The organism is Micromonospora sp. NPDC126480 (assembly GCF_040302465.1).
Classification (GTDB): domain Bacteria; phylum Actinomycetota; class Actinomycetes; order Mycobacteriales; family Micromonosporaceae; genus Micromonospora.
Map to the genome: position 1 here is coordinate 157,615 of NZ_JBEORU010000012.1, position 21,334 is coordinate 178,948.

Genomic DNA, 21,334 nt, shown 5'->3' on the forward strand with positions numbered 1-21,334 from the left:
ACCCTCACGCTATAGCGGTTGCCCTGGACTTTCCGTAATCTGGAGTCCGGCATTCTTCAGTAGGCGTCCAAGGGGGAGGGCTGTGGATCCGTTGGAGGACGTGCTCGCGCTCGTCGGCGCGACCAGCCGCCTGTCCACGGCCATGGCGGCCGGCGGTCGCTGGGCGCTCCGCTTCGACCCGCCGGCCGGCGTCAAGTTCAACGCTGTCCGACGCGGCAGTTGCCTGCTGCGCGTGGACGGCGTGCCCGAGCCGGTCGACCTGGCCGAGGGCGACTGCTTCCTGCTGACCCGCCCCCTGGCCTTCACCCTGGCCAGCGATCCGGACACGCCGCCCGTACCGGCCGGGCCCATCTTCACGGCGGCCGTCGACGGGGTGGCCCGGGCCGGGGCCGGCGACGACGTGTTCCTCATCGGCGGCGCGTTCACCTTCACCGAGCGCGCCCGCGCCCTGCTGCTGGACGGCCTGCCGCCGGTCATCCACGTGCCCGCCACGACGCCGGAAGCCGCGACGGTGCGCTGGGCGATCAGCGAGATCGACAGCGAGCTGCGGGCGGTGCCGCTGGGTGGCACGCTGGTCGCCGAGCACCTCGCCCTGGTCATGCTGATCCGGATCCTGCGCCTGCACCTCGCCCGGGGCGGCGGCGTCGGCTGGCTGGCCGGCCTGGCCGATCCGGTGCTCGCCCCCGCGCTGCGGGCGATGCACGCCCGCCCGGCCCACCCCTGGACCGTGGCCGAGCTGGCCCGGGTCGCGGCGGTCTCCCGGTCCACGCTGGCCGCCCGGTTCCGGGAGGTCGTGGGCCAGGGCCCGCTGGAGTACCTCACCCGCTGGCGGATCGAACTCGCCGCCGACCGGGTCCGCCGGGGCGACGACACGCTGTCCAGCATCGCCCGGGCAGTCGGGTACGGCTCGGAGAGCGCGCTGAGCGTGGCGTTCAAACGCACCACCGGCCTGTCGCCGCGCGCGTACCGCCGCCGAGCCGCCCCGACGGGCTGACTCGCGGGCGGCAGGCCGCCGCACCGTCCGTCGGCGGACCCGCCGTACCGGGGCGTCAGCAGGCCACGTCGATGCCCCGGGCGCGCAGGAACGGCGCCGGGTCGATCTGGTTCCACAGCTGCCCCTGGTGCACCTCGAAGTGCAGGTGCGGGCCGGTGGAGTCACCGGTGGAGCCCTCCAGGCCGATGGTCTCGCCGGCGGCGACCTTGTCGCCCACGCCCACCTTGGCGGTGCTCAGGTGCGCGTAGTGGGTCAGGTATCCGTTGCCGTGGTTGACCACGACCGAGATGCCGTACCCGTCGCCGACGTCACCGGCCTTCTCCACGGTGCCGCCGAAGGCGGCGCGGACCGGGGTGCCGGCGGGCATGGCGAAGTCGATGCCGGCGTGCAGCACGCCCCAGCGGGGGCCGTAGCAGGACGTGATCGTCGCGCCCTTCATCGGGTTCACCCAGGTCGGCTTCGGCTTGGTGGTCTTCTTCGGCTTCGGCTTGGTCGTCGCCTTCGGCTTGGCGCTGGCCGTGGGCTTCGCGGTGGGGCTCGCCGACACGCTGGGGCTCGGGCTGGCGGGAGTGGGGGTGGCCGAGTCGCGGGCGGAGCGGTCGGCCCGGCTGGCGGCCTCGGCGCGCGCCTGGGCGTCGAACTCGGCGGCGGCCGGTGGGGTTCCGTCGTCGTCGGTTCCGGCGGCGGCGACCGCGACGCCGCCGAGGCCGAGCCCGGCCACCGCGACCGCGGCGGTCACCAGCAGCCGGGTACGGGTGCTGGCCCGCCGCCGGTGCCGGACGGGTGCGATGTTCTCGTTCGGGATGAAGCTGTCGTCCTGCACTACGGACCTTCACTGATCGAGGGGCACGTGACCTGGAAATAGTGGTGTCGGCGCAGGTCAGAGCGGGTACGGGGGACCTGCCGGCCGGGACGGGTCCGATGTGGTCCCGGGCGCTATGCCCTCCTTCGTCCGCCTTTGGCGGCATAAGTGATCACGGCCGGCTGTGGGTCCGCTCACAATCCCCGGTGTGGTCCGGGTCACTTTGTTGGCCAGACGGCAAACGAAAACCGCCCGGATCGTGCGATCCGGGCGGTCAACGGGCGTTACCCAACGTCAGGAGGCGGCTACCTCGTTGTAGTACGTCTCGACTTGCAGCTTGATGTCCACTCCGCGCTCCATCAGCCAGGGCACCGGGTCGAGCGGTTCGCCCTTGACATGGATCTCCAGGTGCAGGTGGGAGCCGTACGAGTGGCCGGTGTTGCCGACCAGGCCGAGCTGGTCGCCGGCCTTGACCTGCTGGCCCTCCTTCACGGTCACCGCCGAGGAGTGGCCGTAGATCGCCTCGCTGCCGTCGGCGTGGCGGACGATCACCGTGTAGCCGTAGCCGCCGAACCAGCCGGCCTTCTCCACCGTGCCGTCGTGGATGGCGACGTAGGGAGTGCCCTCCGGGGCGACCAGGTCGACGCCGGTGTGCAGCTTGCCCCAGCGCACGCCGTACGGGGAGTTGAAGTCGTAACCCTGGAGGGGGAGCAGCCAGACCTCGGACTCGGCGTCGGCGACGCCGCGCTCGTCTCCGCGCGACGCGCGCTCGCCGGCGTTGGCACGGTCGGCGGCGTCCTGGCTGAGCGTGGACGCGGCCTTCAACTCGTCGAGGACCGACGGGTTGACGCTCTTGGCGTCCGGCAGGGCGCCGGCCAGGAGTGCGACCCCGCCGGCACCGACGAACGCGGTGGTGACGACGGCGGCGTAGCGGCTCCGCGGCGGGGTGGGTACGCGACGGCGGCCGCGATATCGATCGGGCTCAGACGACAGGCGCTGGCGCACGCACACCCTCCGTTGTCGGGGTATCGAAGCGGTCCCCGGGCGTTTGTGACGCTGCGATGAACGTCCGCTGACCGCGTCGCCACCCGTCCATGGACCTGATGACAACCGTGGACACGTTAGCCAACTGCCACGTCCGTCACAAGCCGCATCGCCGAATTGGTGTTGCGTTCTGTCCGATTGCGTACCTGATTGTCATGCCTCGTGGCCCGGTGGAAGTGCCCCCGATATCGACCGTTCGTCGCGCACCGTGACCGAACGGCGGAGTCGTCCGGCTTGACGACCGAGACCGTTTCCGTCATCGCGTCACCACGCACGGCGTCCTCCCTCCGTGGAGTGTGACGCGGCCCGGATTTCCGGGCCCGGGCCGGGCGGGTTACCGTTCGTTCAGGTGAAGCCGCGGAGCCGGTGAAAGGGATGCGCAGATGAGCTCTCGTGTTCGGGTCGTCGTCGCCAAGCCGGGCCTGGACGGCCACGACCGCGGCGCCAAGGTTGTCGCGCGTGCCCTCCGGGACGCCGGCATGGAGGTCATCTACACCGGTCTGCACCAGACCCCGGAGCAGATCGTGGAGACCGCGATCCAGGAGGACGCCGACGCCGTCGGGCTCTCCGTCCTCTCCGGGGCGCACATGACGCTCTTCCGCCGGGTCCTCGAACTGCTCGCCGAGCGGGACGCCCGGGACATCGTCGTGTTCGGCGGCGGCATCATCCCGGACGCCGACATCCCCGAGCTGGAGAAGATCGGCGTCGCCAAGATCTTCACGCCGGGTGCCACCACGCAGTCGATCGTGGAGTGGGTCCGGCAGAACGTCGCGCAGCCCGTCGGCTGACCCGCTTCCCCGGCTGCGGGGAGCCGGCGGGGCGGTCCCGGACAGGGGGAGGGGCCGGACGCACCCCTCACACGTCCGGCCCCTCTATGCACGATGCCCCGCCGCCACCCCTCGACCGACAGGGCATCGGCCGTCTCCCGCCGCCGCGCCGAACCAGCGCGCCGACACCTGACTCAACGACGCCCCTTCCCGGTGGTTACGCGCCCCTCTGAACATCGCCCGGAAGGCTGACGGCCGCCGGACGGCCGGGTCCCGACCCGCCGGTTGTGCATTACCGCACACCGCGCACCCGCTCGGTTGCCGGCGGTGCCGACCTCGCTAGGCTGCGCCCAACGGCCTGCTTCAACTGATGACAGGCGTCAAACTGTTTTCCATAACGCTGGTGGCGGCGCGACGGCGCGCCGCGGAGACGGGACGGGACGCGCAATCGTGGACCTGTACGAGTACCAGGGGCGGGACCTGTTCGAGCGGCACGGGTTGCCCGTGCTGGCCGGCGGCGTCGCCACGACCCCGGAGGAGGCCCGCGCGATCGCCGAACGCCTCGGCGGTCGGGTGGTCGTCAAGGCGCAGGTGAAGGTCGGCGGCCGCGGCAAGGCCGGCGGTGTGAAGCTGGCCGAGGGCGCGGAGGAGACGGTGGCCCGGGCCACCGACATCCTCGGCATGGACATCAAGGGCCACACCGTCCACAAGGTCATGATCACCGTGACCGCGGACGTGGCCGAGGAGTACTACTTCTCCTACCTTCTGGACCGGGCGAACCGCACCTTCCTCTGCATTGCCAGCGTCGCCGGCGGCATGGACATCGAGCAGGTGGCCGCCGAGACCCCGGAGAAGGTCGTCAAGGCCCCGATCGACGCGAACACCGGTGTCGACGAGGCCAAGGCGCGCGAGATCGTCTCCGCCGCCGGCTTCCCCGCCGAGGTGGCCGAGCAGGTCGTCGAGGTCGCGGTGGGCCTGTGGCAGGCCTTCGTCGCCGAGGACGCGACGCTTGTCGAGGTGAACCCGCTGGCCAAGACCGGCGACGGCAAGCTGCTGCTGCTCGACGCCAAGGTCAGCCTCGACGAGAACGCCGGGTTCCGGCACCCGGACCACGAGGCGCTCGTCGACCAGGCCGCCGTGGACCCGCTGGAGCAGGCCGCCAAGGAGAAGGACCTCAACTACGTCAAGCTCGACGGCGAGGTCGGCATCATCGGCAACGGCGCGGGTCTGGTCATGTCGACTCTCGACGTGGTCGCGTACGCCGGGGAGCGGCACGGCGGCGTCAAGCCGGCCAACTTCCTCGACATCGGCGGCGGCGCGAGCGCCGCGGTGATGGCGAACGGCCTGGAGATCGTGCTCTCCGACCCGTCGGTGAAGAGCGTCTTCGTGAACGTCTTCGGCGGCATCACCGCCTGCGACGCGGTCGCCAACGGCATCGTGCAGGCGCTCGCCCTGCTCGAGCAGCGTGGCGAGAAGGTCACCAAGCCGCTGGTCGTCCGCCTGGACGGCAACAACGCCGAGGCCGGTCGGGCGATCCTCGACGGCGCGAACAACCCGCTGATCCAGCGGGTCGACACGATGGACGGCGCGGCCGAGCGGGCCGCCGAGCTGGCCGCTGCGGGGGTCTGACACATGGCTATCTGGCTGACCAAGGACTCGAAGGTCATCGTCCAGGGGATGACCGGTTCCGAGGGTTCCAAGCACACCCGCCGGATGCTGGCCGCGGGCACGAACGTCGTCGGTGGCGTGAACCCGCGGAAGGCGGGCACCACTGTCGACTTCGACGGCACCGAACTGCCGGTCTTCGCGAGCGTCGCGGACGCCATGAAGGAGACCGGCGCCGACGTGACGGTCATCTTCGTGCCGCCGCAGTTCACCAAGGGCGCGGTGATCGAGGCGATCGACGCCGGCATCCCGCTGGCCGTGGTGATCACCGAGGGCGTGCCGGTGCACGACACCGCCGCCTTCTGGGCGTACAACGTGGCGCAGGGGGAGCGGACCCGGATCATCGGGCCGAACTGCCCCGGCATCGCCTCGCCGGGCGCCTCCAACGCCGGCATCATCCCGGCCGACATCACCGGCACCGGCCGCATCGGCCTGGTCAGCAAGAGCGGCACGCTGACCTACCAGATGATGTACGAGCTGCGCGACATCGGCTTCTCCACCTGCGTCGGCATCGGCGGTGACCCGATCATCGGCACCACCCACATCGACGCGCTCGCCGCGTTCGAGGCCGACCCGGACACCGACGCGATCGTCATGATCGGTGAGATCGGCGGCGACGCCGAGGAGCGGGCCGCCGAGTTCATCAAGGCGAACGTCACCAAGCCGGTGGTCGGCTACATCGCCGGCTTCACCGCGCCGCCCGGCAAGACGATGGGTCACGCCGGCGCGATCATCTCCGGCTCGGCCGGCACCGCCGAGGCGAAGAAGTCGGCGCTGGAGGCGGTCGGTGTCAAGGTCGGCAAGACCCCGACCGAGACGGCCAAGCTGATGCGGGAGATCATGTCCGCGGGCTGAACCGCTCCGGGACGTACCGAGGGGGCCGACCGCTTGCGGTCGGCCCCCTCGCCGTCAGTCGTTCCAGAACGGGTAGTTGCCGCTCGCCCGCAGGAACGCGCTCCCGACGATGTTCAGCACGCCGAACGCGATGGCCAGCCAGCCGAGCACCGGGGACTGGCCGTACCGCTTGGCGTCGCGGATCGACAGGTAGCCGAAGATGATGCCCAGGAGGCCGCAGCACAGCAGGCCGAGGATGATGCCGAGCACGCCCCACAGCATCGTCCGGTCCTGGCCGCCGCCGGCCGCTCCCGGCGGCGGCGGAGGCGGTGGATAGGGAGCGTTCACGGTGCCTCCACGGGTAAGGAAGGGCCCCCTGTTAACGCCTCCGGTAGCGGAAGGGTCCCTTCTTAACGTCAGCCGGCCGCGGTCGCGTCCTGTGGCCGAGGCTAGACCGGATCGGAGGTGGGAGACGGTGGATCACGGAACTCGCCGCCGCCCGGGGGGCTTATCGGCCTGCCGTCGCCGGTGCGGCGTGCCAGAGTAGACCCGATGTCGTTCGTCACCCCCGATCAGCCCAGCCGTCCCGCGGCGGCGGGCGCACGCCCGCCCGGGCGACCCGGGCCGGCACGACGGGTCCCCGCGCCGCGCGCGGGCGAGCCGGTGCGTCGCCGCCCGCCGCTCGCCGTCGCCGCCGGGGTCGCCGCGGTCGGGGCCGCGATCACCTCGTGGCTGCCGGTGGCGTTGGTGCTCTGGCTCTTCCAGCTCAGCGAGGGCACGGCGACGGTGGCGGGCGCGATCCGCGCCGGGCTCGCCGGCTGGCTGCTCGGGCACGGCGTCCCGCTGGCGACCGACGCCGGCCCGCTCGGGCTGGTGCCGCTGGCGTTGACCCTGCTCGTCGTCTGGCGGCTGGCCCGGGCCGGCGTGCACGCCACCCGGGCCATCGGCGCCCGCGACAGCCGCTCGCCGCGCCGGGCGCTCGTCGCCGCCGGGGCGGTCGGCGTCGCGTACGCGATCCTCGGCGTGCTCGCCGCGCTGCTGGTCGCCGCCGGCGGGCCCGACGTGTCCGTGGTGCGGGCGGGTCTGACCCTCGCGGTGGTCGGCGCGCTCGCCGCCCTGGTCGGTGCGGCGCGTACGACCGGGGTCACCGACGTGCTCGCCGAGCGGGCGCCGCTGCCGGTGCGGGAGGGGATCCGGGCCGGCCTGGTCGCCGGACTGCTGCTGCTGGCGGCGGGGGCCGGCGCGGCCGGCCTCGCGGTGGCGACCCGCGGCGGGGACGCCGCAGACCTGATCGGCGCGTACCGCACCGGGGTGGCCGGGCAGGCCGGCATCACCCTGGTCAGCCTGGCGTACGCCCCGAACGTCGCCGTCTGGTCGGCCAGCTACCTGCTCGGCCCCGGGTTCGCCGTCGGCACCGACACCGCCGTACGGACCAGCGAGGTGTCGGTGGGTGCGCTACCGGCCGTACCGCTGGTGGCCGGCCTCCCCGGCGGTCCGGTGGACGGGCTCGGCGCGGTGCTGCTCGGGGTGCCGGTCCTCGTGGCGATGGTGGCGGGCTGGCTGTTGGCCCGCCGGGTGCTCCGGCTCGCCACCGACGACAAGGCGCCGGTGCGCTGGGCGCCGCTGCTGCGCCCGGCCGTGCTCGCCGGCCCTGTCGCGGGCCTGCTTCTGGGTGTCGTCGCGGCAGCCTCGGGAGGGCCGCTGGGCGGTGGCCGGTTGGCCGAGGTCGGGCCGGTGCCCTGGCAGGTTGCGGCGGTGGCGACCGCGGTGACCGCGGTCGGTGTGCTGATCGGCGCCACGGCCGCCCGGATGCTGTCGCGCCCCTGACGCGCCGGAGCGCCCGGACGGATCCGGGCGCCCCTCGCGCGTTCCGACGCGGGTCCGGTCAGCCGCCGAAGACGAACCGGACGAGCGCGAGACCGCCCCAGCCCAACCCCAGCACCGCGCCGATCGCGCCGCAGACGAGCCCGGCCAGCGCCTGGCCGCCGTTGCCCGCGAGACCCTGGTCGGCCTTCTGCTTGCCGAGCCACCCGGTGACGACCGCGGCGACGCCCAGCGGCAGGCCGAGGTGACAGCAGACCAGTGGTACGGACGCGATCCCGAGGATCATGGCGACCAACCCGAGGGTGTTCTGCTGGCCCTGCGGGAAGGGGGGCCCGGCGTTCGGGTACATCGGCGTCCCGCCGTACGGATCCTGGTACGGCTGTGCCGGCGGCGGGCCGTAGGGCTGGCCGGGCGGCGTCGGGTACGGCTGGCCGGCGTACGGATCGGGCTGCGGCGCGTACGGGTCGTACGGCTGGCCGGGTCCCGACCCGTACGGCGACGCGTACGGGTCGGCCGGCGGCGGCGGTGGCGGTGCGGTCGGGTCCGACGGATGCTGGCCGTACGGATCCGGGTTGGGCTGCACGGCGCTCCAGGTCAGAGGGTGTTCGTCGAGCTGGCGCTCAGTGCGAACGAGGCGATGCAGCACAGGATGCTGACGGCCCACAGGACGAGGCCGATGATGAGCGCCCACTTGGACCACTTCTTGGACTCGGCGGACGCCGCCTGGGCGCCGGCGTAGTCGCCCTGCTGGAGCAGCGTGTTGACCTTGCTGGCGTTGATGATCGCCGGAATGGCGAGCGGCCAGAACAGGAAGATGGCGACGATCGACATCGTCATGTTGTTGTCGATCCGGGGCGGCTGGGGCGGGTATCCGGGCTGCATCTCTTCGCTACTCCTCGAAGGGGGCGACGCGCTGCGTCGGTCGTTGACGGGTGGGGCCGGGCATTCGCCGGCCGGAGCGGCAGCGTACCCGGTTCGTGCCAGTCCGGGCGTGGGTGACCGGCGTGCCGCCCAGCGGATGGGCTGGGCGACCGTCCCGATAGGGTTGTCCGGTGACCGAGCCCGCGTCCGTCGCCCGCATCGTCGTCCTCGTCTCCGGCTCCGGCAGCAACCTTCAGGCCCTGCTCGACGCGTGCGCCGACGAGGCGTACGGGGCGCGGGTGGTCGCGGTCGGCGCGGACCGGGACGGCATCGCCGGGCTGGACCGGGCCGCGGCCGTGGGGGTGCCCACCTTCGTCGAGCGGGTCAGGGACCACCCGACCCGGGAGGAGTGGGACGCCGCGCTGACCGCGCGGGTCGCCGAGCACAAGCCGGACCTGGTCATCTCCGCCGGGTTCCTCAAGCTGGTCGGCCCGCACTTCCTCGCCGCCTTCGGCGACCGCTACCTCAATACGCACAACACCCTGCTGCCGGCGTTCCCCGGCATCCACGGGCCTCGCGACGCGCTCGCCTACGGCGTGAAGATCACCGGGGCCACCCTCTTCTTCGTCGACGCCGGCATGGACACCGGCCCGATCGTCGCGCAGGTCGCCGTGCCGGTGCTCGACGACGACGACGAGGAGGCGCTCACCGAGCGCATCAAGGAGGCCGAGCGGCGCCAGCTCGTCGAGCAGGTGGGTCGCCTGGTCCGCGAAGGTTGGACGATCACCGGAAGAAAGGTCACGGTCCCGTGAGTTCCAGTCAGGACGAGCGCCGCCCGATCCGGCGGGCGCTGGTCAGCGTCTACGACAAGGCCGGTCTGGTCGAACTGGCCCGGGCGTTGCACGACGCCGGCGTGGAGATCGTCTCGACCGGGAGCACCGCGGCCGCCATCGCCGGCGCCGGCGTGCCGGTGACCGCGGTGGAGTCGGTGACCGGCTTCCCGGAGATCCTCGACGGCCGGGTCAAGACGCTGCACCCGAAGATCCACGGGGGCCTCCTCGCCGACCTGCGCAAGGAGTCGCACGCGGAGCAGCTGGCCGAGCACGGCATCGCCGGCATCGACCTGCTGGTGTCCAACCTGTACCCGTTCCAGGAGACCGTCGCGTCCGGCGCGAGCCAGGACGAGTGCGTCGAGCAGATCGACATCGGCGGGCCCGCGATGGTCCGGGCCGCCGCCAAGAACCACGCCTCCGTCGCCGTGGTGACCGACCCGTCCGCGTACCCGTTGCTGGTGGAGGCCGTGCGGGCCGGCGGTTGCACGCTGGCGCAGCGCAAGGTGCTGGCGGCCCGCGCCTTCGCGGCGATCGCCGACTACGACGTGGCGGTCGCCGAGTGGTGCGCCCGGGAACTGGTCGCCGACGCCGACTGGCCGGAGTTCGCCGGGCTGGCGCTGCGCCGGCAGGCGGTGCTGCGGTACGGGGAGAACCCGCACCAGCCGGCCGCGCTCTACGCCGACCCGTCCAGCCCGGCCGGTCTCGCCCAGGCCGAGCAGCTGCACGGCAAGGAGATGTCGTACAACAACTACCTCGACGCCGACGCCGCGTGGCGGGCCGCGAACGACTTCGCCGACCAGCCGGCGGTGGCGATCATCAAGCACGCGAACCCGTGCGGCATCGCGGTCGGCGCGGACGTGGCCGAGGCGCACCGCAAGGCGCACGCATGCGACCCGGTGTCCGCGTTCGGCGGCGTGATCGCCGTGAACCGCCCGGTCAGCGTGGAGCTGGCCGGGCAGGTGGCGGAGATCTTCACCGAGGTGGTCGTCGCGCCGGAGTTCGAGCCCGGGGCCGCCGAGATCCTCCAGGGGAAGAAGAACATCCGGCTGCTGCGGGCACCCGCGTACGCCCCGCTGCCGGCCGAGTGGCGGCAGGTCACCGGCGGCGTGCTGGTGCAGATGCGGGACCGGGTCGACGCCGCGGGCGACGACCCGGCGACCTGGCGCCTGGCCACCGGCGAGGCGGCCGACGAGGCGACCCTGCACGACCTCGCCTTCGCCTGGCGGGCGGTCCGGGCGGTGAAGAGCAACGCGATCCTGCTCGCCAGGGAAGGTGCGACCGTCGGCGTCGGCATGGGCCAGGTCAACCGGGTGGACTCGGCCCGCCTGGCGGTGGAGCGGGCCGGCGCCGAGCGGGCGCGCGGGGCGGTGTGCGCCTCCGACGCGTTCTTCCCGTTCGCCGACGGCCCGAAGATCCTCATCGACGCGGGTGTGCGGGCGATCGTGCAGCCCGGCGGCTCGATCCGGGACGAGGAGACCATCGCGGCCTGCAAGGAGGCCGGCGTGACCATGTACCTGACCGGGACCCGCCACTTCTTCCACTGACTCTTGTTAAGAGGGGCCCCTTCTACAACGCGAGGCGTTAAGAAGGGGCCCTTCCTTACGCGCGGAGTTCGGCGAAGTGGCAGGCGGACGGGTGCGGGTCGGCGGCCCGGGGTACGGCCGCCGGGTCCTCGTGGGCGCAGACCTCCTGCGCCTTCCAGCAGCGGGTGCGGAAGTGGCAGCCACTCGGTGGGTTCGCCGGGCTCGGCACGTCGCCGACCAGGCGGATCATGTTCCGCGTGTCGCGCTGCTCCGGGTCCGGCACCGGCACCGCCGACAGCAGCGCCTGGGTGTACGGGTGCGTGGCCCGCTCGTAGATCTCGTCCTCGGTGCCGATCTCCACGATCCGACCCAGGTACATCACCGCGACCCGGTCCGAGATGTGCCGCACCACCGACAGGTCGTGGGCGATGAAGATGTACGAGAGCCCGAGCTCGTCCTGGAGCTGTTCCAGCAGGTTGATCACCTGGGCCTGGATCGACACGTCCAGTGCGGACACCGGCTCGTCGCAGACGATGACCTCGGGCCGCAGCGCGAGCGCGCGGGCGATGCCGATGCGCTGCCGCTGGCCGCCGGAGAACTGGTGCGGGTACCGGTTGATGTGCTCGGGGTTCAGGCCGACCACGTCCAGCAGTTCCTGCACCCGCCGCTGCCGGCTGCCCTTCGGCGCCGCCTCCGGGTGGATCTCGAACGGCTCGCCGATGATGTCGCCGACGGTCATCCGCGGGTTCAGCGACGTGTACGGGTCCTGGAGCACCATCTGCATGTTGCGCCGCAGGCGGCGCAGCTCGGCGCCCGAGGCCTTGAACAGGTCCCGGCCCTCCAGCGTCGCCCTGCCGGAGGTCGGCGTCTCCAGTCGCATCAGCAGGCGGGCCAGGGTGGACTTGCCGCAGCCGGACTCGCCGACGATGCCGAGCGTCTCGCCGCGGCGCAGCTCGAAGCTCACCCCGTCGACGGCCTTGACCGCACCGACCTGCTTCTGGAAGACGACGCCCCGGGTGATCGGGAAGTGCTTGACCAGGTCCTCGACGGCGAGCACGGTCTCGCCGCGGACCTTGGTCGGGCTAGCGGGCGCTGTCATCGTGGACCTCCTGCGCGAAGTGACACGCGCTGGTCCGGCCGTCGCCGAGGACCAGGTCGTGCGGAACGACGTCCACGCAGACCTGCTGAACGTACGGGCACCGGGGGTGGAAGGGGCAGCCGGAGGGGATCCGCATCAGGTTCGGCGGCAGGCCGCGGATCGTCGAGAGCTGCTGGCCGCGGACGTCCATCCGCGGGATCGACTCCAGCAGCCCCTTCGTGTACGGGTGGGCGGGCGCCTTGTACAGCGACCGCACGTCGGCGTGTTCGACGATGCGACCCGCGTACATGACGGCGATCCGGTCCGCGACGCCGGCGACCACGCCGAGGTCGTGGGTGATCAGGATCATCGCCATGTCCAGGTCCCGCCGCAGGTCGGCGAGGAGGTCCATGATCTGGGCCTGCACGGTGACGTCCAGTGCCGTGGTGGGCTCGTCGGCGATGAGGACCTTCGGGTTCATCGCCAGCGCCATGGCGATCATGACGCGCTGCCGCATGCCGCCGGAGAACTGGTGCGGGTAGTCGCCGAGCCGGTCGGCCGCGGCCGGGATCTTCACCAGGTCCATCAGCTCGACGGCGCGGCGGCGGGCGTCCGACCGGGACATCCCCGCGCGCTGGCGTAGCGTCTCGCCGATCTGCCAGCCGACCGGGAACGTCGGGTTCAACGCGGACAGCGCGTCCTGGAAGATCATCGCGATCTCCTTGCCGCGCACCTGCCGGCGCTGCTCCTCCGACCGGGTGAGCAGGTCGCGCCCCTGGTAGAGGATCTGGCCGGAGCGGATCACGGCGGGCGGTGTGTCGAGGATGCCCATGATCGCCTGCGCGGTGACCGACTTGCCCGAGCCCGATTCGCCGAGCACGGCGAGGGTCTCTCCGGCGTCCAGGTGGTACGAGACCCCGTTGATCACCTTCGCCACGCCCTCGCTGGTGCGGAACTCGACGTGCAGGTCGCGCACCTCCAGCAGGTGGCCGCCCTCGGGCGTGGGGGAGGCGGGGGTGGGGTGGACAGCGGACTGGCTCATGGTTGTCTCACCGCAGCTTCGGGTCGAAGGCGTCGCGGATCGCGTCGCCGAGCATGATGAACGCCAGCACGGTCAGCGCGAGGAAGGTCGACGGGACGACAAGCGGGATCGCCGATTCGCGCATGTGGGTGCGGCCGGTGTCGATGTCCTGCCCCCACGAGATGGTCGGGTCCCTCAAGCCGATGCCGAGGAAGGAGAGGGTCGCCTCGGCGGCGATGAACGACCCGAGCGCGATGGTCAACACCACGATGGCCGGGGCGAGGGCGTTGGGCAGGATGTGCCGCCACATGATCCGGGCGTCGCTCGCGCCGAGCATCCGGGCGGCGGCGACGTAGTCCTGCTCCTTCGCGGTGATCACCGACGAGCGGACCACCCGGGCGGTCGTCGTCCAGCCGAGCACCGCCAGCACGAAGATCACCGCGGCGATGCGGACCGACGGGCTGTCGCTGGCGACCCGCTTGAGCAGCACGATCGCGGCGAGCAGCAGCGGGATGCCGAGCACGATGTCGATCACCCGGGAGAGGATCGCGTCGACCCACCGGCCGAAGTAGCCGGCGAGCATCCCGACGGTGAGCGCGATCAGACCGGAGAGCACTGCCGAGAGCGCGCCGACCAGGAGCGAGGCGCGAGTGCCGTACACCGCCCGGGCGTACGTGTCGCAGCCCTGGAAGTCGTAGCCGAAGAGGGCCCCGCCCGACGGCGCCGCGTGTTGCCGGGCGAGCACGCAGTCGGTGGGGTCGTTGGCGGTGAACAGGCCGGGCACGGCGGCCATCGCGGTGACCAGCACGACAAGCGTCAGGCTGATCCAGAAGATCGGCTTGCGGCGCAGGTCGCGCCACGCGTCACCGGCGAGGCTGCGCGGCCGGCCGGCGGCGACGGAGGTGCCACCGACCTGGTTGGGTGCGCCGGGTTCGCCGGAGGGACCCCGCCGGGCGCTGTGGTCCTCCGACGCCGCCACAGTCTCGAAGTCACTCATGCCCGTACCTCGCTCCACTCGGCGCGGGCCCAAGCGACCGAGCACGCTGCGTTGCCGATTCGTTCGCTCCGCTCACTCATAGCGAATCCTCGGGTCGAGTACGGCGTACAGGACGTCCACCACCAGGTTGGAGACGAGGTAGACCACGACGAGGACGCTGACGATGCCCACCACCAGCGGGCCGTCCTCGGTGCGGATGCCACGGAAGAGGTTGAAGCCGACGCCGGGGATGTTGAACACGCCCTCGGTGATGATCGCGCCGCTCATCAGGTTGCCCAGCTCGACGCCGAGGAAGGTGACCACCGGGATGAGTGAGTTGCGCAGCACGTGGATCCCGACGATCCGCCGCTTGACCAGTCCCTTGGACCGGGCGGTGCGGACGTAGTCGGCGCGCAGGTTCTCCGCCACCGAGGTCCGGGTGAGCCGCAGGGCGGTGGCGAGCGAGAGCGAGCCGAGGACGATCCCGGGCAGCAGCAGCGCGTACAGGTCGGGGTCGGCGCCGGCGGTGGGTGGGAAGAGCTGCCAGCGCACACCGAAGAAGAACTGCGCGAGCGGCGCCAGCACGATCGTCGGGATGCCCAGCACCAGCAGGGTCAGCAGCAACGTCGAGTTGTCGAAGATGCTGGCCCGCCGGATGCCGGCGAGGACGCCGGCGGTCACGCCGAAGAGCACGGTGACCGCCATGGCGATCACGGCCAGCTTGATCGTGACCGGCCACGCGGCGGCCAGGATGTCGCCGATCTGCCGTCCGGTGAGGGACTGGCCCAGGTCGCCCTGGAGCAGGTTCCCGACGTAGTCGAAGTAGCGGTAGAAGAAGCCGTCGATCCCGGTCCTGTCCAGGTGGAACTTCTCCGTCAGGTATGCCCGCTGAGCGGCGGTGACCGGGCGTTCGCCGGCGAGTGCCTGGATCGGATCGCCCTGACCGGCGAACATCAGCGCGTAGACGATCAGCGTGGTCCCGAAGAACGCGAGGACCATCTGGAGAAGTCGCCGCAGAATGAAGCGGAACATACTAGGCAGTCTCTCTGAAAAGGGGCGAAGAGGAAGGCGGGTCGGGCCACCTCTACCGATGACCCGACCCGTCAAGCCGTGTTACTGAACGACCTCGATCTTCAGCAGGTCGACCCGGTCGAACAGGTCCACCTCGACGTTCTTGACCTTGGTCGAGTGCCCGAAGTTGTTCTGACCGAACCGGAGCGGGATCACCGGCATGTCCTCGGCCAGAAGCTCTTCGGCCTGCTGGTACTTCTTGATCGCTTCTTCCTCGGTGGCGGCCGCCGAGCCCTCGGCGACCAGCTTGTCGAACTCCGGGTTGCTGTAGCCGTAGTAGTTCGACGAGCCGTTGGTGCTGTACAGCGGGCCGAGGTAGTTCTCCATGGACGGGAAGTCCATGACCCAGCCCATCCGGAACAGGCCGACCGGCTGCTTCGCCTTCACCTTGGTCAGCAGGTCCGCGAACTTCGGCTCGGCGGTGCCGACGCAGTCCACGCCCAGGTTGGCCTTGAGCTGGTTGCAGGTCGCGTCGATCCAGTCCTTGTGGCCGCCGTCGCCGTTGTAGGACAGCTCGATCCTGCTCGGGCCACCGGCGGCCTGGTACAGCGCCTTCGCCTTCGCCGGGTCGAACGTGCCGGCCGCACCGATGGTGTTCTCGCGGTAGCCGGCGACGACCGGCGAGACGAACGCGCGGGCGGGCGTCTGCGAGTCCTTGAAGACCGACTTGGTGATCTCCTCGCGGTTGATCGCCATCGAGATCGCCTTGCGGACGTCCGGGTTGCTGTATTCCTTCTGGAACGTCGGGAAGGCCAGGAACTGGAACGTCGACGCGGGGCTGGTCTTGAACCGGTCACCCAGGTCGGTCGAGGCGGTCGACAGGTTCTCGGTCGGGATGGTCTTGATCACGTCGAGGTTGTCCGACAGCACGTCCGCGTACGCGGCGGTCTGCTGCTGGTAGATCCGGAACTCGACGCCGGCCACCTTCGGCTGCTCGCCGGGGAAGGCGTCGTACTTCTCGACCTCGACCTTGGCGTCGTGCTGCCAGGTGCCCTTCATCTTGAACGGGCCCTGACCGATCGGGGCCTGCTCGTAGCTCGCGTCCAGCACGCCCGGCGCGGAGAACGCGGCCTTCGGCATCGGGTAGAAGGCGGTGTACCCGAGCATGGTCTTGAACTCGGTGTACGGCTGCGACAGCGTGACCGTGAAGGTCAGGTCGTCGACCTTCTTCAGGCCGGACATGGTCCTGGCCTTCGGGGCCTCGCCCTGCAGGTCCTCGTACCCGGCGATCTTCTCGAAGAAGTAGCTGGCGTTCTGGCCGTTCGGCGCGTACGCGCCGTAGTTCCAGGCGTCGATGTAGTTGTCGGCGGTGACCTTCTCGCCGTTGTGGAAGGTGTAGCCGTCCTTGAGCTTGACCGTCCAGGTCCTGTGGTCCTCGGACGTCACCGACTCGGCCGCCACCTCGTACGGCTTGTTGGCCTCGTCGTAGTCGACAAGCGGGCTGAACAGGGCGGCGAGCACCTGCGAGCCGCTCGTCTCGGTGGTGTTGACCGGCACCAGGTGCTGCGGCTCGGCGATCTCGATCCGCACGGCCGCGTTGGGGTTGGTACCGCCGGATCCGCCGTCGCCGCCCGAGCCGCAGGCCACCAGGCCCAGGGTCACCGCGAGCGGGAGGGCGGTCCAGGCGGCGAGCCTACGAACGCGCATGAAGCCTCCTCATCTCCTCACGCTGCGCAGTCAGGCCCGGCGTTGGGTTACGCTGCGCAACGACGAGTAACGGTAGGTCGCGGGTTCGGGATCGGCAACGTTCGCGTTGCGAAGCGGTAACGGACCGTGCGAGGGGGGGTTGCGTCAGGGCGCGTGTCCTGGTAGAGAACCCGCCCGCTAGCCTGAGCGCTGGCAGGGGTTTCGTGCCTCGGAGGTGCGCGACAGGGTGCGCGGTATCGTCGTCCGCGCACGCTCCCGGCGCGGCTGGGCGGTGCGTCCCGCTCCGGCCCGCCCGTCCCGGTACGGCCCCGGTCTCGTCGACCAAAAGCTACTCACAGTGACTAACGACACCTCACCGAACGTGATCGTGCGGTGGGTGCTCAACTGCCCCCGGGCGCCTGCCCGGGTCGTCGGTCCGGCGAGGTCCCGGCCGTGAGACGATCTGGGCGTGACGGCGACGCTTCTGGACGGCAAGGCGACCGCGGCCGAGATCAAGGACGAGCTTCGGACCCGGGTGAAGGCTCTGGCGGAGCGGGGGGTCACGCCCGGCCTCGGCACCGTCCTGGTGGGCAGCGATCCCGGCTCCCAGGCGTACGTCAACGGCAAGCACCGCGACTGCGCCGAGGTCGGCATCGCCTCGATCCGGCGGGAGCTGCCGGCCGACGCCACGCAGGACCAGGTCGACGCCGTGCTGGCAGAGCTGAACGCCGACCCGGCCTGCCACGGCTACATCGTCCAGCTGCCACTGCCCGGGCATCTCGACACCCAGCGGGTGCTCGAACTGATCGACCCGGACAAGGACGCCGACGGGCTGCACCCGGTCAACCTGGGCCGGCTGGTCCTCGGCTACCCGGGCCCGCTGCCCTGCACCCCGCGCGGCATCGTCGAGCTGCTCCGCCGGCACGACGTCGCGCTGCGCGGCGCCAAGGTGGCCGTGGTCGGCCGGGGCAACACCGTCGGCCGCCCGCTCGGCCTGCTGCTCACACGGCGCAGCGAGAACGCCACCGTGACCCTCTGCCACACCGGCACGCTCGACCTCGCGTCGCACACCCGCGCTGCCGACATCGTCATCGTCGCGGCCGGCGTACCGGGGCTGCTCACCGCCGACATGGTGACGCCCGGCGCGGTCGTGGTCGACGTCGGCATCACCCGCGTCATCGGCCCCGACGGAAAGGGCCGCTACACCGGCGACGTGGACCAGGAGGTCGCCGAGGTGGCCGGGGCCCTGGTTCCGATGCCCGGCGGCGTCGGCCCGATGACCCGCGCCATGCTGCTGACGAACGTCGTGGAGCGCGCCGAGCGAGACTGACCACCCATCGGGGTCATAACCGTCCGCCCCTGGCCGGATCGGTGCCAGGATGGCTGATACGGTCCGGAAAACCGACTGGTATCAGGGAGTGGGACGACCATGGGTAAGAAGGTCACTGTCGTCGGGGCCGGCTTCTACGGCTCCACCACCGCACAGCGCCTGGCCGAGTACGACATCTTCGACACCGTCGTGATCACCGACATCGTGGAGGGCAAGCCGGCGGGTCTCGCGCTGGACCTGAACCAGTCGCGCGCCGTGGAGGGCTTCGAGACCAAGCTCGTCGGCGTCACCACCGGCCCGAACGGCGAGGGGTACGAGGCGATCGAGGGCTCGGACGTCGTCGTCATCACCGCCGGCCTGCCCCGCAAGCCGGGCATGAGCCGGATGGACCTGCTGGAGACGAACGCCAAGATCGTTCGCCAGGTCTCCGAGAACGTCGCCAAGTACGCCCCGAACGCCGTCGTCATCGTCGTCTCCAACCCGCTCGACGAGATGACCGCACTGGCCCAGATCGCCACCCAGTTCCCGAAGAACCGGGTGCTCGGCCAGGCCGGCATGCTGGACACCGCCCGGTTCACCAACTTCGTCGCCGAGGCGCTGGGCGTACCGGTGAAGTCGGTGCGGACGCTGACCCTGGGCTCGCACGGCGACACCATGGTCCCGGTGCCGTCGAAGAGCACCGTGGACGGCAAGCCGCTGCGCGACGTCATGCCCGCCGAGCAGATCGAGGAGCTGGTCGTCAAGACCCGCAACGGTGGCGCCGAGGTCGTCGCGCTGCTGAAGACCGGCTCGGCGTACTACGCGCCGTCGGCCGCCGCCGCGCGGATGGCGAAGGCGGTGGCGGAGGACTCCGGCGAGGTCATGCCGGTCTGCGCCTGGGTCGACGGCCAGTACGGCATCTCCGGCGTCTACCTGGGCGTCGAGGCGGAGATCGGCGCCGAGGGCGTCAAGCGGGTCGTCGAGACCGACCTGGACGCCGACGAGCTGGCCGCCCTGAAGGAGGCCGCCGAGGCCGTCCGCGCCAAGCAGGCCGACGTCGTCAACATGTGACCTGAGCGGACCCCGCGGAGGGCGGCCCGGCTGACCCCGTCCCGCCCCCGCCCCCGCCCCCGCTCGCCCCGCCGTCCCGCCCCGCCCCGTTCGGGTTGATCAAGAGGTTTGCGTCCGGGATGAGCCGGATCCTGGACCAGAACCTCTTGATCAACTGGTGCGACGAGAGCGGTTACCGTGACGGACCCGACCGTGTGAGTCGGCGGCATCCGGGAAGGATGTCACCGCGGCCGGTTCGCGAGCGATCCCGTACCCGGGGCGAGGCCGTCTGTGGAGCCCCGGTCACTTTCCAGTACGCTCGTACTGCTTGAGCACGTGTCCCCCGAGAGGAGCGCCGGCCGATGGCGAAGATCAAGGTAAACAACCCGGTCGTGGAGCTCGACGGCGACGAGATGACCCGGATCATCTGGAAGCAGATCCGGGAGCAGCTGATCCTGCCCTACCTCGACGTCGACCTTCGTTACTACGACCTGTCGATCCAGCACCGCGACGAGACCGACGACCAGGTCACCGTCGATGCCGCCAACGCCATCAAGGAGCACGGCGTCGGCGTCAAGTGCGCCACGATCACCCCGGACGAGGCCCGGGTCGAGGAGTTCGGCCTGAAGAAGATGTGGCGGTCGCCGAACGGCACCATCCGCAACATCCTCGGCGGCGTCGTCTTCCGCGAGCCGATCATCATGTCCAACGTGCCGCGGCTGGTGCCGGGCTGGACGAAGCCGATCATCATCGGCCGGCACGCCCACGGCGACCAGTACAAGGCGAGCGACTTCGTCGTTCCCGGCCCGGGCACGGTGACCATCACCTACACCCCGACCGACGGCGGCGCGCCGATCGAGATGGAGGTCGCCAACTTCACCGGCGGCGGCGTCGCGATGGGCATGTACAACTTCGACGACTCGATCCGCGACTTCGCCCGTGCCTCGATGCGGTACGGCCTGGACCGCGGCTACCCGGTCTACCTGTCCACGAAGAACACGATCCTGAAGGCGTACGACGGCCGGTTCAAGGACATCTTCGCCGAGGTCTTCGAGAACGAGTTCAAGGCCGACTTCGACGCCGCCGGCATCACCTACGAGCACCGGCTCATCGACGACATGGTCGCCGCCGCGCTGAAGTGGGAGGGCGGCTTCGTCTGGGCCTGCAAGAACTACGACGGTGACGTCCAGTCCGACACGGTGGCGCAGGGCTTCGGCTCGCTGGGCCTGATGACGTCCGTGCTGATGACCCCGGACGGCCGGACCGTCGAGGCCGAGGCCGCGCACGGCACCGTCACCCGGCACTACCGGCAGTGGCAGAAGGGCGAGAAGACCTCGACCAACCCGATCGCGTCGATCTTCGCCTGGACCCGTGGTCTCGCCCACCGCGGCAAGCTGGACGGCACCCCGGCGGTCACCGAGTTCGCCAACACGCTCGAGCAGGTCTGCATCGAGACCGTCGAGGGCGGCCAGATGACCAAGGACCTCGCGCTGCTCATCTCGCGGGACGCCCCGTGGCTGACCACCGACGAGTTCATGAACGCGCTGGACGAGAACCTGGCCCGCAAGCTCGCCTGACGAAGTGCAAGGAAGGGCCCCTTCTTAACGCCTCGCGTTGTAGAAGGGGCCCTTGTTAACGCCGCAGGCACCGACCGCCCGGCGTGTCCGGCAGGCGACACGCCGGATTGCGTGACTTTGTCCGGCGCGCCTCGTTGACCTGGGTGGACGAGATGCCAGTCGCGTCCAGGAAGGTTGACGCGGTCGCCCCGCGACACGCGTGCCGATCAGCCAGCCTTCCCGGCTGTCGTGCACAGCCAGCCGTCCCTTCCCTGCGGGGGGCCCTGTCCCGGGCCCCCCGCGCCCTGTCTCCGGCCCTCCGCGCCCAGCCGGCCCCGCGCGCCCTGTCCGCGGGTGCCCCGCGCCCCCACGCCCTGTCCGCGGGTGTTAAGAGGGGGCCCTTCCTCTACCGCTTGGGTTCTAGGGATCGTTGCAACACCTGACTGTTTCAGGGGTTGTGATGGTCTTCGAGGTCCGCAGTGATCGAGGGCCGCAGGGTC

General features: G+C 71.1%; 20 protein-coding genes. 10 read left to right on the forward strand and 10 right to left on the reverse strand.

All coding sequences use genetic code 11. The features are described 5' to 3' along the window. The first annotated feature begins 82 nt into the window (after positions 1-82). A complete protein-coding gene (locus ABTW87_RS14235) occupies positions 83-994 on the forward strand; it encodes an AraC family transcriptional regulator (RefSeq protein ID WP_350651228.1) in 912 nt (303 codons plus the stop codon). Between the two features lie 55 nt (positions 995-1,049). On the opposite strand, the gene ABTW87_RS14240 is transcribed toward ABTW87_RS14235, so the two are convergent. Both ABTW87_RS14240 and ABTW87_RS14245 read right to left on the reverse strand, forming a co-directional pair. Further along, positions 1,050-1,817, reverse strand: a complete 768-nt coding sequence (locus ABTW87_RS14240; RefSeq protein WP_350651229.1) for a peptidoglycan DD-metalloendopeptidase family protein — start codon at positions 1,815-1,817, stop codon at positions 1,050-1,052. Positions 1,818-2,090: 273 nt separating this feature from the next. After that, positions 2,091-2,801, reverse strand: coding sequence for a M23 family metallopeptidase (locus ABTW87_RS14245; RefSeq protein WP_350651230.1), 711 nt, complete (start codon positions 2,799-2,801; stop codon positions 2,091-2,093). A 422-nt stretch (positions 2,802-3,223) separates the two neighbouring features. On the opposite strand from ABTW87_RS14245, the gene icmB reads away from it, so the two are divergent. The 3 genes from icmB to sucD all read left to right on the forward strand — a co-directional run bounded on the left by icmB (position 3,224) and on the right by sucD (position 6,127). Further along, the gene (gene icmB / locus ABTW87_RS14250) at positions 3,224-3,628 is read left to right on the forward strand and encodes a coenzyme B12-dependent isobutyryl CoA mutase small subunit (RefSeq protein WP_350651231.1); all 405 of its coding nucleotides are present in this window, start codon (positions 3,224-3,226) and stop codon (positions 3,626-3,628) included. A 429-nt stretch (positions 3,629-4,057) separates the two neighbouring features. Then, a complete protein-coding gene (gene sucC / locus ABTW87_RS14255) occupies positions 4,058-5,236 on the forward strand; it encodes an ADP-forming succinate--CoA ligase subunit beta (protein WP_350651232.1) in 1,179 nt (392 codons plus the stop codon). Between the two features lie 3 nt (positions 5,237-5,239). Further along, a complete protein-coding gene (gene sucD / locus ABTW87_RS14260; protein WP_350651233.1) occupies positions 5,240-6,127 on the forward strand; it encodes a succinate--CoA ligase subunit alpha in 888 nt (295 codons plus the stop codon). Positions 6,128-6,181: 54 nt separating this feature from the next. Here sucD and ABTW87_RS14265 read toward each other — a convergent pair whose 3' ends face one another. Continuing rightward, a complete protein-coding gene (locus tag ABTW87_RS14265; RefSeq protein ID WP_502891580.1) occupies positions 6,182-6,454 on the reverse strand; it encodes a DUF4190 domain-containing protein in 273 nt (90 codons plus the stop codon). Between the two features lie 204 nt (positions 6,455-6,658). On the opposite strand from ABTW87_RS14265, the gene ABTW87_RS14270 reads away from it, so the two are divergent. Beyond that, entirely contained in the window at positions 6,659-7,933 is a 1,275-nt protein-coding gene (locus ABTW87_RS14270) for a cell division protein PerM (RefSeq protein WP_350651234.1), read from the forward strand. Between the two features lie 58 nt (positions 7,934-7,991). Here the strand turns inward: ABTW87_RS14270 and ABTW87_RS14275 are convergent, their stop codons facing one another. Beyond that, a complete protein-coding gene (locus ABTW87_RS14275) occupies positions 7,992-8,513 on the reverse strand; it encodes a DUF4190 domain-containing protein (RefSeq protein ID WP_350651235.1) in 522 nt (173 codons plus the stop codon). A gap of 11 nt (positions 8,514-8,524) precedes the next feature. Next, positions 8,525-8,812, reverse strand: coding sequence for a CD225/dispanin family protein (locus ABTW87_RS14280; protein WP_350651236.1), 288 nt, complete (start codon positions 8,810-8,812; stop codon positions 8,525-8,527). A gap of 170 nt (positions 8,813-8,982) precedes the next feature. On the opposite strand from ABTW87_RS14280, the gene purN reads away from it, so the two are divergent. Beyond that, a complete protein-coding gene (gene purN / locus ABTW87_RS14285) occupies positions 8,983-9,603 on the forward strand; it encodes a phosphoribosylglycinamide formyltransferase (RefSeq protein WP_350651237.1) in 621 nt (206 codons plus the stop codon). Then, a complete protein-coding gene (purH, locus tag ABTW87_RS14290; RefSeq protein WP_350651238.1) occupies positions 9,600-11,168 on the forward strand; it encodes a bifunctional phosphoribosylaminoimidazolecarboxamide formyltransferase/IMP cyclohydrolase in 1,569 nt (522 codons plus the stop codon). Before purN ends, purH begins: the two co-directional genes overlap by 4 nt. Positions 11,169-11,223: 55 nt before the next feature. Here purH and ABTW87_RS14295 read toward each other — a convergent pair whose 3' ends face one another. The 5 genes from ABTW87_RS14295 to ABTW87_RS14315 form a co-directional block, all read right to left on the reverse strand. After that, positions 11,224-12,246: an ABC transporter ATP-binding protein gene (locus ABTW87_RS14295; RefSeq protein ID WP_350651239.1), complete on the reverse strand. Its 1,023-nt coding sequence runs from the start codon at positions 12,244-12,246 to the stop codon at positions 11,224-11,226. Next, positions 12,230-13,267, reverse strand: coding sequence for an ABC transporter ATP-binding protein (locus ABTW87_RS14300; RefSeq protein ID WP_350651240.1), 1,038 nt, complete (start codon positions 13,265-13,267; stop codon positions 12,230-12,232). Before ABTW87_RS14300 ends, ABTW87_RS14295 begins: the two co-directional genes overlap by 17 nt. A 7-nt stretch (positions 13,268-13,274) precedes the next feature. Continuing rightward, positions 13,275-14,243, reverse strand: coding sequence for an ABC transporter permease (locus ABTW87_RS14305; protein WP_350651241.1), 969 nt, complete (start codon positions 14,241-14,243; stop codon positions 13,275-13,277). Positions 14,244-14,315: 72 nt separating this feature from the next. Next, entirely contained in the window at positions 14,316-15,254 is a 939-nt protein-coding gene (locus tag ABTW87_RS14310) for an ABC transporter permease (RefSeq protein ID WP_350651242.1), read from the reverse strand. An 81-nt stretch (positions 15,255-15,335) separates the two neighbouring features. Beyond that, positions 15,336-16,940, reverse strand: a complete 1,605-nt coding sequence (locus tag ABTW87_RS14315; protein ID WP_350651243.1) for a peptide ABC transporter substrate-binding protein — start codon at positions 16,938-16,940, stop codon at positions 15,336-15,338. Positions 16,941-17,388: 448 nt separating this feature from the next. Here ABTW87_RS14315 and ABTW87_RS14320 point away from each other — a divergent pair, with 448 nt between their 5' ends. The 3 genes from ABTW87_RS14320 (at position 17,389) to ABTW87_RS14330 (ending at position 20,855) form a co-directional block, all read left to right on the forward strand. Continuing rightward, positions 17,389-18,249, forward strand: a complete 861-nt coding sequence (locus ABTW87_RS14320; RefSeq protein ID WP_350651244.1) for a bifunctional methylenetetrahydrofolate dehydrogenase/methenyltetrahydrofolate cyclohydrolase — start codon at positions 17,389-17,391, stop codon at positions 18,247-18,249. 99 nt (positions 18,250-18,348) lie between these two features. Beyond that, complete coding sequence (mdh, locus tag ABTW87_RS14325) at positions 18,349-19,299, forward strand: malate dehydrogenase (RefSeq protein ID WP_350651245.1); 951 nt, start codon at positions 18,349-18,351, stop codon at positions 19,297-19,299. Between the two features lie 341 nt (positions 19,300-19,640). Continuing rightward, on the forward strand, positions 19,641-20,855 hold the full coding sequence (locus ABTW87_RS14330; RefSeq protein WP_350651246.1) for an NADP-dependent isocitrate dehydrogenase: 1,215 nt from the start codon (positions 19,641-19,643) through the stop codon (positions 20,853-20,855). Positions 20,856-21,334 lie beyond the last annotated feature (479 nt).

Bases quoted from the DNA above. Each gene is read 5' to 3' on its own strand.
- icmB (WP_350651231.1), top strand. From the start codon at position 3,224: ATGAGCTCTCGTGTTCGGGTCGTCGTCGCCAAGCCGGGCCTGGACGGC.
- sucD (WP_350651233.1), top strand. From the start codon at position 5,240: ATGGCTATCTGGCTGACCAAGGACTCGAAGGTCATCGTCCAGGGGATG.
- ABTW87_RS14270 (WP_350651234.1), top strand. From the start codon at position 6,659: ATGTCGTTCGTCACCCCCGATCAGCCCAGCCGTCCCGCGGCGGCGGGC.
- ABTW87_RS14280 (WP_350651236.1), bottom strand. From the start codon at position 8,812: ATGCAGCCCGGATACCCGCCCCAGCCGCCCCGGATCGACAACAACATG.
- ABTW87_RS14295 (WP_350651239.1), bottom strand. From the start codon at position 12,246: ATGACAGCGCCCGCTAGCCCGACCAAGGTCCGCGGCGAGACCGTGCTC.
- ABTW87_RS14300 (WP_350651240.1), bottom strand. From the start codon at position 13,267: ATGAGCCAGTCCGCTGTCCACCCCACCCCCGCCTCCCCCACGCCCGAG.
- ABTW87_RS14305 (WP_350651241.1), bottom strand. From the start codon at position 14,243: ATGAGTGACTTCGAGACTGTGGCGGCGTCGGAGGACCACAGCGCCCGG.
- ABTW87_RS14310 (WP_350651242.1), bottom strand. From the start codon at position 15,254: ATGTTCCGCTTCATTCTGCGGCGACTTCTCCAGATGGTCCTCGCGTTC.
- ABTW87_RS14315 (WP_350651243.1), bottom strand. From the start codon at position 16,940: ATGCGCGTTCGTAGGCTCGCCGCCTGGACCGCCCTCCCGCTCGCGGTG.
- mdh (WP_350651245.1), top strand. From the start codon at position 18,349: ATGGGTAAGAAGGTCACTGTCGTCGGGGCCGGCTTCTACGGCTCCACC.
- ABTW87_RS14330 (WP_350651246.1), top strand. From the start codon at position 19,641: ATGGCGAAGATCAAGGTAAACAACCCGGTCGTGGAGCTCGACGGCGAC.